The 11,945-nt window shown below is 68.1% G+C and carries 16 protein-coding genes and 1 pseudogene; 10 read left to right on the top strand and 7 right to left on the bottom strand.

Annotation, left to right across the window (positions count from 1 at the left end; translation table 11 throughout):
- From ACFE77_RS14505 to ACFE77_RS14485, 5 genes are all read right to left on the bottom strand, one after another.
- On the bottom strand, positions 1–1,274 hold a 1,274-nt coding region (locus ACFE77_RS14505; RefSeq protein WP_375422359.1), incomplete at its 3' end, for a cobaltochelatase subunit CobT.
- Complete coding sequence (locus ACFE77_RS14500) at positions 1,274–1,615, bottom strand: DUF86 domain-containing protein (protein ID WP_375422358.1); 342 nt, start codon at positions 1,613–1,615, stop codon at positions 1,274–1,276. The genes ACFE77_RS14500 and ACFE77_RS14505, both read right to left, overlap by 1 nt.
- Entirely contained in the window at positions 1,605–1,907 is a 303-nt protein-coding gene (locus ACFE77_RS14495) for a nucleotidyltransferase family protein (protein WP_375422357.1), read from the bottom strand. Before ACFE77_RS14495 ends, ACFE77_RS14500 begins: the two co-directional genes overlap by 11 nt.
- A gap of 38 nt (positions 1,908–1,945) precedes the next feature.
- Positions 1,946–2,950: a cobaltochelatase subunit CobS gene (cobS, locus tag ACFE77_RS14490; RefSeq protein WP_375422356.1), complete on the bottom strand. Its 1,005-nt coding sequence runs from the start codon at positions 2,948–2,950 to the stop codon at positions 1,946–1,948.
- A 48-nt stretch (positions 2,951–2,998) separates the two neighbouring features.
- Positions 2,999–3,667: a winged helix-turn-helix transcriptional regulator gene (locus ACFE77_RS14485; RefSeq protein WP_375422355.1), complete on the bottom strand. Its 669-nt coding sequence runs from the start codon at positions 3,665–3,667 to the stop codon at positions 2,999–3,001.
- 81 nt (positions 3,668–3,748) lie between these two features.
- Between ACFE77_RS14485 and ACFE77_RS14480 the strand changes: the two genes are divergently transcribed.
- The 4 genes and pseudogenes from ACFE77_RS14480 to ACFE77_RS14465 all read left to right on the top strand — a co-directional run bounded on the left by ACFE77_RS14480 (position 3,749) and on the right by ACFE77_RS14465 (position 5,711).
- The gene (locus ACFE77_RS14480) at positions 3,749–4,186 is read left to right on the top strand and encodes a VOC family protein (protein WP_375422354.1); all 438 of its coding nucleotides are present in this window, start codon (positions 3,749–3,751) and stop codon (positions 4,184–4,186) included.
- Positions 4,187–4,307: 121 nt separating this feature from the next.
- Positions 4,308–4,967 (top strand): glutathione S-transferase family protein, encoded by a 660-nt coding sequence (locus tag ACFE77_RS14475; protein ID WP_375422353.1) that lies wholly within the window; start codon positions 4,308–4,310, stop codon positions 4,965–4,967.
- A 24-nt stretch (positions 4,968–4,991) separates the two neighbouring features.
- A pseudogene (locus ACFE77_RS14470) lies at positions 4,992–5,339 on the top strand (DUF1428 domain-containing protein); the annotation flags it as partial.
- An 18-nt stretch (positions 5,340–5,357) separates the two neighbouring features.
- Complete coding sequence (locus tag ACFE77_RS14465) at positions 5,358–5,711, top strand: DUF1428 domain-containing protein (RefSeq protein WP_375422360.1); 354 nt, start codon at positions 5,358–5,360, stop codon at positions 5,709–5,711.
- A 59-nt stretch (positions 5,712–5,770) separates the two neighbouring features.
- Here ACFE77_RS14465 and ACFE77_RS14460 read toward each other — a convergent pair whose 3' ends face one another.
- Positions 5,771–6,298, bottom strand: coding sequence for a J domain-containing protein (locus ACFE77_RS14460; protein ID WP_375422352.1), 528 nt, complete (start codon positions 6,296–6,298; stop codon positions 5,771–5,773).
- 117 nt (positions 6,299–6,415) lie between these two features.
- Between ACFE77_RS14460 and ACFE77_RS14455 the strand changes: the two genes are divergently transcribed.
- From ACFE77_RS14455 to ACFE77_RS14440, 4 genes are all read left to right on the top strand, one after another.
- A complete protein-coding gene (locus ACFE77_RS14455; RefSeq protein ID WP_375422351.1) occupies positions 6,416–6,700 on the top strand; it encodes a BolA family protein in 285 nt (94 codons plus the stop codon).
- Positions 6,697–7,146, top strand: a complete 450-nt coding sequence (locus ACFE77_RS14450; protein ID WP_375422350.1) for an NUDIX hydrolase — start codon at positions 6,697–6,699, stop codon at positions 7,144–7,146. The genes ACFE77_RS14455 and ACFE77_RS14450 overlap by 4 nt, the downstream gene beginning before the upstream one ends.
- Positions 7,136–8,035, top strand: a complete 900-nt coding sequence (locus ACFE77_RS14445; protein ID WP_375422349.1) for a pirin family protein — start codon at positions 7,136–7,138, stop codon at positions 8,033–8,035. Before ACFE77_RS14450 ends, ACFE77_RS14445 begins: the two co-directional genes overlap by 11 nt.
- 113 nt (positions 8,036–8,148) lie before the next feature.
- Positions 8,149–9,030: an alpha/beta fold hydrolase gene (locus ACFE77_RS14440; RefSeq protein ID WP_375422348.1), complete on the top strand. Its 882-nt coding sequence runs from the start codon at positions 8,149–8,151 to the stop codon at positions 9,028–9,030.
- A 202-nt stretch (positions 9,031–9,232) separates the two neighbouring features.
- Here the strand turns inward: ACFE77_RS14440 and ACFE77_RS14435 are convergent, their stop codons facing one another.
- Positions 9,233–10,330, bottom strand: coding sequence for a DUF2332 domain-containing protein (locus ACFE77_RS14435; protein WP_375422347.1), 1,098 nt, complete (start codon positions 10,328–10,330; stop codon positions 9,233–9,235).
- Positions 10,331–10,407: 77 nt separating this feature from the next.
- Between ACFE77_RS14435 and hisG the strand changes: the two genes are divergently transcribed.
- Positions 10,408–11,187, top strand: coding sequence for an ATP phosphoribosyltransferase (hisG, locus tag ACFE77_RS14430; protein ID WP_375422346.1), 780 nt, complete (start codon positions 10,408–10,410; stop codon positions 11,185–11,187).
- Positions 11,184–11,945: histidinol dehydrogenase (gene hisD, locus ACFE77_RS14425; protein ID WP_375422345.1), on the top strand; the 762-nt coding region annotated here is incomplete at its 3' end. The genes hisG and hisD, both read left to right, overlap by 4 nt.

Here is an 11,945-nt window from a genome sequence, read left to right as displayed (position 1 = left end):
GCGGAGATCGCCGCGATCGAGATCGGACGCCCGCGCATCGATCCCGAATTGTCGATCAGCAGCGTTACCACCGTGTCGCGGAAGTCGGTCTCGCGCTCGATCTTGTAGCTGAGCGACTGGGTCGGGTTCACCACCACCCGCGCCAATCGCGCCGCATCGAGCATGCCTTCGTCCTGGTCGAAATCCCACGACCGCGACTGCTGCGCCATCAACCGCCGCTGCAGCCGGTTGGCGAGCTTCGACACCGCCGATTGCAGATGCACCAGCTGCTGGTCGAGGTAGCCGCGCAGCCGCGCCAACTCGTCGGCGTCGCACAGCTCGGTCGCGGCGACGACCTCGTCGAACTGGGTCGTCCATGCCTTGTAGTCGAACTGCGCGTTCAGATCGGCGAACGGGCGGTTGGGGCGGACCGGCTGCATCCCCTCCTCGCCATCGTCGCCGGGCTCGCCGTCCATGTCGTCGAGCTCGCTCTCGCCCTGCTCCTGCCCTTCGCCTTCGTCGTTCTCGGCCTCGCGCTGTTCGCCGCGCGCCTCGACTTCGCCCTCGCCCTCGCCGCCATCCTGGTCGCCGTCGTCGCTCTCGTCCTCCTGGCTTTCCTGGTCGGTACCCTCTTCCTCGCCGCCGTCATCCTCGCTGTCCTCGGGGACTCGATCGCCCTCGACGAGGTCGAGCTGCTCGAGCATCTTCATGGCAAGGCTCTGGAACGCGCGCTGATCGTCGAGCGCGAGGCTCAGGGCGTCGAGGTCGGTCTTCTCCTCGATCCAGCCCCTGACCAGCGCGATCCCCCCCTCCGCCGCGACCGGCGGCACCACGCCGGTCAGCTTCTCGCGGACCAGCAGCGCCAGCGCGGTCGACAGCGGCACCTCTTCGCGAGTCCGCGCCCGCGTGATCGGATCGGAGCGCAACCGCACGTCGAGCGCACTCGCCAGATTGCCGGTGATCCCCGCGAAACCACGCGATCCCAGTGCCTCCACCCGCGCGGTCTCGACCGCATCGAACACCGCCCGCGCGACGGCCTCGCCCGGTGCGCCCCTGGCGTGGAGCGCGGTGTCGTGGAGCCGCATCCGCAGCGCGAACCCATCCGCAAAGCCGCGCGCCTCGGCGACCTGGTCGACGGGCAGTTGTCGCGCCGGCATCGGCACCTTGATATGCTTGCCCGACTGCACCGGTGCATCCGCGGTATAGGCGAGTTCGACCTCCGGCTCCTCCGCGATCGCGCGCGCCGTGCCGGCGAGAACGGCCTTGAACCGGTCGAGAGGTGTTTCGTTCGCCATCAGTTTTCCAATGCGCGGGCAGCGGCTTGCCGAAGCACGGGCAAGCTCGTCTGAGCGGTACGCAGCAACAGCGCCGGATCGATGTTACGATAATCGTGCCGGAGGCGATTGCCGAAATCGCGTATGTTCTTGACGGGGAGGTCCGTCCCGATCCGTGCCATGTCGTCTGGTCCGATCTGGATGACTGCCTCGGTGATCCGCTGGAACAGCCGCTCGACGGCTAGCAAGGTACGCTCATCGTTCGTAAACATTTCGACATCCATTCCGTCGATGAACGACGTGACCCGGTCGGCGTCATCGACGATGTCGGCAAGCGACAGCCGAACGCGATCAGAATACATGAACGCGGTCGCGATCGATTTCTGCCTGTAGCCGCGGTTTGCGGGTCGGTTCGGTCACAAGATCGACCTTGGTGCCCAGCATTGCGGCGATCTGATCCTCAATGCCGAAGAACCCGAACGGCCCGAGCTTTTCCACCTGGTCATAATCCAAGATCGCAACCAGATCGACATCCGACTCCGAACGCTGCTCGCCGCGCGCGGTCGATCCGAAAATCGACAATTGAATGATCCCGAGCTGGCGCAGCTCGGGTTCGCAGGCGCGCAGGCGGGCAAGGGCGTCGGCCTTCGTCATCATCTCGATCTAGTCACCGGGCATTAGATGCGCCAGCTTCAAGCCTTCCCCACCACGCTCTCCGGCAGATCCTTCCCGAACACGCGCTGGTAGTATTCCGCGACCAGCGGCCGCTCCGCCTCGTCGCACTTGTTGAGGAAGCTCAACCGGAACGCGAAGCCGACATCGCCGAAGATCAGCGCGTTCTGCGCCCAGGTGATCACCGTGCGCGGGCTCATCACCGTCGAGATGTCGCCGTTGACGAAGCCCTTGCGCGTCATGTCGGCGACGCGGACCATCTGCTCGACCACCTTCTTGCCGTCGGGCTTGTCATATTCGCCCGACTTGGCGAGCACGATCTGCGCCTCGACCGCCGCGGGCAGATAGTTGAGCGTGACCACGATGTTCCAGCGGTCCATCTGGCCCTGGTTGATCTGCTGGGTGCCATGATACAGTCCGCTGGTGTCGCCTAGCCCCACCGTGTTGGCGGTCGCGAACAGCCGGAACCACGGGTTGGGGCGGATCACGCGGTTCTGGTCGAGCAGCGTCAGCTTTCCCTCGGTCTCCAGCACGCGCTGGATCACGAACATCACATCGGGACGCCCGGCGTCATATTCGTCGAACACCAACGCGGTCGGGGTCTGCAAAGCCCACGGTAGCAGCCCTTCGCGGAACTCGGTGACCTGCTGGCCGTCCTTCAGCACGATCGCGTCGCGCCCGACCAGGTCGATGCGGCTGATGTGCGCATCGAGATTGATCCGGATGCACGGCCAGTTGAGCCGCGCCGCGACCTGTTCGATGTGCGTCGACTTGCCGGTGCCGTGATAGCCCTGGACCATCACCCGGCGATTGTGCGCGAACCCCGCTAGCACCGCCAGGGTGGTGTCCGCGTCGAACACATAGGCCGGATCGAGATCGGGCACGCGTTCGTCCGCCTCGCTGAACGCCGGCACCTCCATGTCGAGGTCGAGCCCGAACACGTCGCGGACCTTCACCATCTTGTCGGGGGCGTCGAGCAACGTGGTCTCGCGGCTGTCGGGTTGGGTATTCGGGATATCGGTCATCTGGGCCTCATGTTCGTCGAACGCATTAGGCGAACCTTCGGTCCTTACTCAACCATTCACCGCAGGTGCGATCTTCGCAGGGAGCGCGAATAGCGCGATGAACCGCGCCGCGAGCGCCCGATCGCCCGTGAAGCGCAGCACCCCCGCCGCCTCGGCCTCCGCGATAGGCCATTTTCCGTAGACCATACGCACCAAGGTCGTCGGATCGCACGCGAACACCAGATCGGCGGCATCCACCTCGCCCCGCTCGATCTCCAGCGCCTCGCGTGTCAGCCGCGCCACGAACGCATCGGTGGCGAAGCGGAACGCGATCGTCAGCGTGAGGTCCTCCCGTTCGGCCGCGATCATCGTCCGCAGCGACATCATCGCCGACGCCGGGGACAGCGGCAGCATCGGATCGTGCGCCGGCGATCGCGTCGCCCACCGCCCCATCTCTTGGAAGATCGGCTCGCTTTCCAGTCCCCAGGGGGTCAGCTCGTACACCTGCACCGACGCCGGCGGCGGCAGCCTGCGCCGCACCAGAATGCCGGCGCGCTCCAGTCCTTCGAGCCGCTGCGTCAGCACATTGGCGCTGATCCCGACGAGGTTCGCCTTGATCTCGCCGAACCGCCGCGGCCCGTACATCAGCTCGCGCACCACCAGCAACGCCCAGCGCTCTCCCACCAGCTCGAGCGCCAGCGCAGTTCCGCACGCATCGTCATACCAACGCTTGGTCACATTTTCTAACTTCATAGTTGCTTTAGATAACTATCCGGGGCATCGATTGCAAATGACGAGTCGGAATAGGAGTGTTTCCCGATGCCGAAGATGATCTTCGTGAACCTGCCGGTCGCCGATGTGGCAGCCTCCACCGCCTTCTACGCCGCGCTAGGGTTCGAGCGTGACGCCCGCTTCAGCAACGAACACGCGTCCGCGATGGCATGGTCGGACACGATCACGATCATGATCCTCGCGCATGATTTCTACCGCACTTTCACGACCAAGCAGATCGCCGACACCCATGCGACCAGCGCCGCGCTGCTGTGCCTCTCGTTCGACGATCGCGCGGGGGTCGACCGCATCACCGAGGCGGCGATCGCCGGCGGGGGTCGCGAGACCCGCGACAGGCAGGATCACGGCTACATGTACGGTCGCGCCTTCGAGGATCTCGACGGCCATGTCTTCGAACCGATGTACATGGACGTCGACGCCGCGCTCGCCGCCTTCGCGGCGTCTCCCGCAGCCGAAGCCGCCTGATCGTGGTGCGGATCCGGCGCGATCTTGTCGCGGCGTTCGCCGCCTTCGCCCTGACCGCGGTGCTGATCGCGGTTCGCGCCGCCTATCCCTAGGCTGAACCCCTGAGCAAACGGAGACGAGCATGTCCGATCTTCCGCGCATCACCACCTTCGCCTGGGTCCCGCCGTTCGCGCGCGGCTTCGTCCGCGATCTCCGCGCGCGCTGGGCGTTCGAAGAGGTCGGACAGGCCTATGCCGTCGACCTGATCGACGCACCCTATGCGAAATCCCCCGCGCACCGCCGCTTCCAGCCCTTCGGGCAGGTCCCGACCTATTCGGACGCCGACGTCGAGATCTTCGAATCGGGCGCGATCGCGCTGCACATCTGCGAGACCGGTGGTGCGTTGATCCCCGCCGACCCCGCCGCGAAGATCCGCGCCGTGCAGTGGCTGATCGCCGCCCTCAACTCGGTCGAGCCGTTCGTGATGAGCCTCGCCGTCAACGACGTGTTCGAGGCGGACCGCGCCTGGTCGGCGATGCGGCGTCCCAAGGTGATCGAGGATCTCGACGCCCGCCTCCACGATCTCGCCGCCGCGCTCGGCGACCGGACTTGGCTCGACGGCGACGATTTCACGGTCGGCGACCTGATGATGGTGTCGGTCCTCGGCGGCCTGCGCGGGACGGGCGTGCTCGACACCTGGCCGATCCTCGCCGCCTATGTCGCCCGCGGCGAAGCCCGCCCCGCGCACCGCAAGGCGATGGCCGACCACCTCGCCGTCTACACCGATCAAGCGGCCGCCTGAGCCGCCAGCAGGAGAGCAACGATCATGACCTATGTCGACGGCTTCGTCGCCGCAGTGCCCGCGGCGAACAAGAACGCGTACCTCCAGCACGCGCGCGACGCGTTGCCGCTCTTCAAGGAATATGGCGCCACCCGGATGGTCGAGGCCTGGGGCGACGACGTCCCCGACGGCAAGCTCACCGACTTCCGCCGCGCCGTGCAGGCGGAGGCGAGCGAGGTCGTGGTGTTCTCCTGGGTGGAATATCCGGACAAGGCCGCGCGCGATGCCGCCAACGAAAAGCTGATGAGCGATCCCCGGCTCGAGGCGATCGCGGGTTCGATGCCGTTCGACGGCAAGCGGATGATCTATGCGGGGTTCGAGTCGATCGTCGAGGCCGGCGCCGGCGGCGCGATGGGCTATGCCGACGGCTTCCTCGTCCCCGTCCGCCACGATCGTCGCGACGCGTACCGCGCGATAGCGGAACATGCCGCGATCGTGTTCCAGGACCACGGCGCCACCCGGGTCGTCGAAGCGTGGGGCAGCGACGTGCCCGACGGCACCATCACCGACTGTAAACGCGCGGTGCAGGCGGAGACCGACGAAACCACCGTCTTCTCCTGGGTGGAATGGCCCTCCAAGGCGGCACGCGACACCGGCTGGGCGGCCGTCATGGCGGACGACCGCATGAAGACCCCGCCCGAAGACATGCCCTTCGACGGCAAGCGCATGATCTATGGCGGCTTCGCCCCGATCCTCGACGCCTGACGAGGGAAGGAAGACTCGGCTGGACGTCGGGACGAGACGAGCTTCCTACGAGCGCCCCCTCAAACGAAGGCGGGCGCCTGCCGCAGTTGCTGATACGCCGCGATCACCTTCTGCAGCATCGCCTCGTGGCTCCGGTCGCCGCCGTTGCGGTCCGGGTGATACTTCCGCACCAGCTCCGAATAGCGCTTCCTGAGCGCGCCGCGGTCCGCGTCCGCTGCCAGGCCCAGCACCTTCAGGCTCGCGCGGTCCTGCCCCGACAGCGGCTTGCCGTCGTTGCGTTCGGGCGCGACCTCGCGGCGGAAGCGCGCTGCGATCGCATCGAGCGGGTCCGAGAAGTCGCTCCATTTTGGCGGCTTGTCGCCCCCGGCATGCGCGAACGCACGCGTCTCGCGTTCCCACCCCGCGAGCGGGCGTTGCGCGTGGTGGATCTCGTCCGCTGTCATCCCGTCAAAGAAATTATACCGCGAATTGAACGCCCGCACATGATCGAGGCAGAACCAGCGGAACGGCGGCGGCCCCGGCGAATCGCTCGCGCCCTCCAGCGGCGGCGCGCGAAATTCGCCGGCCTCTTCGCAGCCTGGCTCCATGCACGCGCGTCCCGTTCCCGCCACGCGCCCATGAAAGCGCGGCGAAGGTTTCTCGCGTTTGTCGTTCGTCCCGGCCACCGGCTCCCCGCATTTGCCAAAACGGGCTATATAGGGTCGATGAACGACCTCGCCACCGGCCCCGTCGCCGAACAAATCACCGCCCGACTCACCGATGCGCTCGCCCCGTCCCACCTCGTCGTCGCCAACGAAAGCGCGATGCATGCCGGGCACATGGGCGACGACGGCACCGGCGAGACCCATTTTCGCGTCGACATCGAAAGCACCGCCTTTTCAGGGCTTTCCCGCGTCGCACGTCAGCGGCTCGTCAACCACGCCCTCGCCGACCTGCTCGCCACCCGCATCCACGCGCTCGCGATCCGCGCCGCCGCGCCCGGCGAATGACGCGCCGTCTCCGGCCCGCTGCGCGCATCCTGCTGGTCGATGCCGCGGGACGCGTGCTGCTGTTCCGCTTCACCCCCACCGATCGCCCGCCGCTCTGGTGCACCCCCGGCGGCGCGGTCGATCCCGGCGAGAGCTTCGCCGCCGCCGCCCGCCGCGAGTTGTGGGAGGAAGTCGGCCTCGATCTCGATTGCGGCCCGGAGGTCGCGCAACGCACCGTCGATTTCCTTACCTTCGAAGGCGTGGAGGTCACCGCCGACGAGCGCTACTTCCGCGTCGACGTCGACGCGTGCGAGGTCGTCCCCGGCGGGCTGACCGATCTCGAAAAGCGCGTGCTCGACGGCTGGCAGTGGTTCGCTCGCGATCAACTGGCCGCGTTCGAAGAAACCTATTATCCCGCTGATCTCGCTACCTTACTCGCCCAGACGGACCCGCTTCATGCTCGATGACTTCGTTCTCCAGACGATCACCCCGGTCACCCACGACCTCGGCGGCTTCAAGGTCCACCGCACCCTCCCCAGCAAGGCGCGGACGATGGTCGGTCCGTTCCTGTTCTTCGACCAGATGGGCCCGGCGCACCTGCCCCAGGGCGGCGGCATCGACGTCCGCCCGCATCCGCACATCAACCTCGCGACCGTCACCTACCTGTTCGACGGCGCGATCGACCATCGCGACTCGCTCGGCACCCGCCAGCGGATCGAGCCCGGCGCGGTCAATCTGATGACCGCGGGCCACGGCATCGTCCATTCCGAACGCTCGCCCGGCGACGAGCGCGCCGCGGGGCCTGACCTGTCGGGCATCCAGACCTGGCTCGCGCTGCCCGAGGCGCAGGAGGAGATCGATCCCGCCTTCGAACATGTCGCCAAGGCCGACCTGCCGATGCTGCAGGCGGAGGGCGTGACCGCCCGGATCATCATGGGCTCGCTCTGGGGCCGCACCGCGCCGACCACGACCTACGCCGGCACGATCTACGCCGACATCGTGCTGGAACCCGGCGCCAGCGTACCGATCGACGCCGCCGCGGAGGAACGCGCGGTCTACCTCGCGATGGGCGAGGCCACGCTGGAAGGCGTGCCGCTCGAACCGATGGTGCTCTACGTGCTCCGTCCCGGCATCGCCGCCACCCTGCGCTCGGCAAGCGGCGGCCGCGCGATGCTGTGCGGCGGCGACGCCTTCGCCACCCCGCGCCACGTCTGGTGGAACTTCGTCAGCTCCAGCCGCGATCGCATCAACGAAGCCAAGCGCGCCTGGATGGCCGGCAACTTCCCCCGCGTGCCCGGCGACGAACAGGAATGGATCCCGATTCCCGAGATGCCGAACACCGTAAGCTATCCGTAACTACTCCCCTCCCGCCTTGCGGGAGGGGCTGGGGGAGGGCATGTCACGCAGAACAACGCTGCGAGACGGACAGGCCCTCCCCTAGCCCCTCCCGCAAGCGGGAGGGGAACATCATGGAAGCTTTCGGTATCCACCGCGTCGCCCTGTCCACCGGCGTCGACCTCGACGTTGCGGTCGCCGGCGAGGGCGACGACGCCATAATCCTGCTCCACGGCTTCCCGGAATCGCACCGCACCTGGCGCCACGTCATACCCGACCTCGCGCGCGACCATTTCGTCCTCGCGCCCGACCAGCGCGGCTTCGCCCGCTCCTCCAAGCCCGAAGGCGTCGAAAGCTACACCCCCGACCACATGGTCGCGGACCTGCTCGCGCTCGCCGATAACTTCGGCATCGATCGCTTCACCCTGGTCGGCCACGACTGGGGCGGCGCGATCGCGTGGATGGCCGCGCTGCAGAACCCGCACCGCGTCGCACGGCTCGTCATCGTCAACGCGCCCCATCCCTTCGTCTTCCAGAAGACGCTGTTCGACGACATCGCCCAGCGCGAGGCCAGCCAGTACATCACCGCCTTCCGCAACCCGAATATCGAAGCGCACATCGCCAGCATCGGCATGTCCGCCTTCTTCGACGGCAGCTTCATGAAGCACACCGACTTCGAGAAGATCGCCGACGAGAAGCCGGTCTATCTCGACCAATGGGAACAACCCGGCGCGATGACCGCGATGCTCAACTGGTATCGCGCCAGCCCGATCATCGTCCCCGCGATGAACGAAACCCCCGATCGCCCAATCTGGCTCGACGGCTCGTTCCCCCCGATCACCCAGCCAACGCTCGTGATCTGGGGCTTGGGCGACAAGGCGCTGCTGCCGAGCCAGCTCGCGGGGCTGGAGGATTATGTCCCCGACCTGCGCATCGAGAAGGTCGATGCGGGGCATTTCGTGCCGTGGGAGAACCCCGCGGCGGTGGTCAAGGCGATGCGCGACTGGGGAGTTTAGGCCTTCCTCCGTCACCCCGGACTTGATCCGGGGTCCCGCTAACGACGCCAAACAGCGACACCGGATCGCGTCGGGTTCTATCTCGTCGAGTGGATACGCTGTTTGCCACGCGCTCCTCGCAACCCTTTTGTGCTCCCGCGAAGGCGGGAGCCCAGTACTGGGTCCCCGCCTTCGCGGGGACACATGGTGCTACTGATCTCCCTCACCCCTCATAAGCCCCCCGCCGCATGACATAATCCCGCGTCTCGTACGGCGCCGCCTGCCCCTCCACCCACGCGCCATGCGCATGGGTCAAAGCTACCAGCTCCATCGGCCGTTCGCCCGGCCACCCCCGCACCCGCACCTCGTGGCGGTGGAGGTCGCGGTTCGGCTCCATCATCACCCAGCCGAGCGGCCGCTCCGCCGTCGCCCGCGCGCCCGCCGCGTCCATCGCCACCCGGATCCGCTCGCGGCGCTCGGCCGGGATATACTGCCACACCACCGAGTGCATCAGCACCCGCGTCACCCCCGCCGCCTGCGGCTCGGCGAGCCGCGCCTCGATCCAGTCCGCCGCATCCCCTGCCGCCAGCGAAACGCCGTGCTCGCGCACCAGCGCGATCGTCTGCGCCAACCGAGCCTGGCGCTCGACATTGTCGACCCACACATACGCCTCCAGCCGCGCCGCCTGCACTGGGTCGGTGACGTCGACCGGCGCGATATCGACCCCGCGCACCCCGACGATCTCGACCGGAGCGGCTGGAGGCGCCACCCCGCGCCACTCGGGCCGGATCGTTACCGTCGCATCAACGGGCCCGGCCGTGACCCCGCCCAGATCGAACCGATAGCGATCGATCAACAGGTTCAGCCCCGCGCTAGATCCGATCTCCAGCAGCTCCACCCGCGGCCCGAACCGCGCGCACGGATGCAGCAACCCCGTCATCAGCCCCGCCGATCGCCCGGCCTCGTTGGTCTGCGGCGGCCCGTCCAGCCACGGCAGCAGTGCCGCATCGTGCCGCACCAGCGCATCCTTCAGCACCGCCGCGACCTCACCCGGCCAGGTCACCTGCCCCGCGAACACCCGCGAGAGCGCCGCGTCAGCGCCCGCACGGTGCAGCGCATGCAGCCCGCCGATCAGCCGCAACGCCAGCGCATCCGCCACCGGCTCGCCCGCCCAGTCCAGCACCGCGCGCCCGGTTGCGGAGTCGCGGTCCAGCGCGGTCGCCAGCGCGTCCGAGATCCGCGTCGTCACCGGCGCGCCCATCGCACGGCAATAGCCCGCCTGGATCGTGAACGCCGCGCGGTTATCGGTCTCGCTCGCCATCGCCTCATACCCCCGTCGACTACCGCCGTCGGCCCGTGTTGCGCCCACCCGAGCGCCCAAGTAAAGCCCCGGCTCCTATGACCCGACCGATCATCATCGCCGTCCCAAAAGGGCGCATCCTCGCCGAGGCATTGCCCCTGCTCGCCGCGGCCGGGATCCACCCCGAGGCCGCGTTTTCGGACGAGGACAGCCGCGCGCTGCGCTTCGCGACCGACGATCCCGGCATCGAGCTGATCAGGGTGCGCGCGTTCGACGTCGCCACCTTCGTCGCGCACGGTGCCGCGCAGCTCGGCATCGTCGGGTCGGACGTGCTCGCCGAATTCGCCTATTCCGAACTTTACGCGCCGGTCGACCTCGGCATCGGCCATTGCCGCCTGTCGGTCGCCGAGCCCGCCGACATGGCCGCAACCGATGACCCCCGCGGCTGGAGCCACGTCCGCGTCGCCACCAAATACCCCCACGTCACCGCCGCGCATTTCGCCGCGCGCGGGGTGCAGGCCGAATGCGTCAAGCTCAACGGCGCGATGGAACTCGCCCCGACGCTGGGCCTCGCGCCGCGGATCGTCGATCTGGTCTCGTCGGGCCGGACGCTGAAGGAAAACGGCCTGGTCGAGGTCGAGGTGATTGCGGAGGTAACCAGCCGCCTCGCGGTGAACCGCGCCGCGATGAAGACCCGCGCCGAAGTCGTGCCGCTGGTCGAGGCGTTCAGGCGCGCTGCTACTATGTCGTCGGCTTCGCCTTCTTCCCCCCTCCCGCTCGCGGGAGGGGTCGGGGGAGGGCCTGTGGGTCTAACGCATCTGCATGACTCGCGGACAGCCCCTCCCCTAAGCCCTCCCGCAAGCGGGAGGGGGATGTGATCAAACTCACCACCACCCACCCAGACTTTGCCGCCGCCTTCACCGCGCTGGTGGAAGACCGCCGCGAGACCGACACCGACGTCGCCCGCGATGTCGCCGCAATCATCCGCCGCGTCCGCGACGAAGGCGAAGCCGGCATCCGCGCGCTGACCCGCGACCTCGACCGCCACGATCTCGACCAGACCGGCTGGGCGATCCCCGCCGAAACCTGTGCCGCCGCCTTCGCCGCGCTCGACCCGGACCTTCGCGCCGCGCTTGAACTCGCCGCCACCCGCATCCGCGCCTATCACGAGAAGCAGCGCCCCGAAGACAGCGCCTTCACCGACGCCGCCGGGGTCCGCCTCGGCGCCCGCTGGCGTGCGGTCGACGCCGCCGGCATCTACGTCCCCGGCGGCCGCGCGGCCTACCCGTCGTCGCTGCTGATGAACGCGATCCCCGCCAAAGTCGCAGGGGTCGAGCGGCTGGTGATGGTCACGCCCACCCCCGGCGGCGCGATCAGCCAGCTCGTCCTCGCCGCCGCGCATCTCGCCGGCGTCGACGAGGTCTGGCGCATCGGCGGCGCGCAGGCGATCGCCGCGCTTGCTTACGGTGCCGGCCGGATCGCGCCGGTCGACGTCATCACCGGCCCCGGCAACGCCTGGGTCGCGGAGGCCAAGCGCCAGGTCTACGGCGTCGTCGGCATCGACATGGTCGCCGGCCCGTCCGAGATCGTCGTCGTCGCCGACGCGGTCAACGATCCCGAATGGATCGCCGCCGAC

It is taken from the genome of uncultured Sphingomonas sp., assembly GCF_964243315.1.
Classification (GTDB): Bacteria; Pseudomonadota; Alphaproteobacteria; order Sphingomonadales; family Sphingomonadaceae; genus Sphingomonas.
This window is presented reverse-complemented; position numbering and strand designations above follow the sequence as displayed.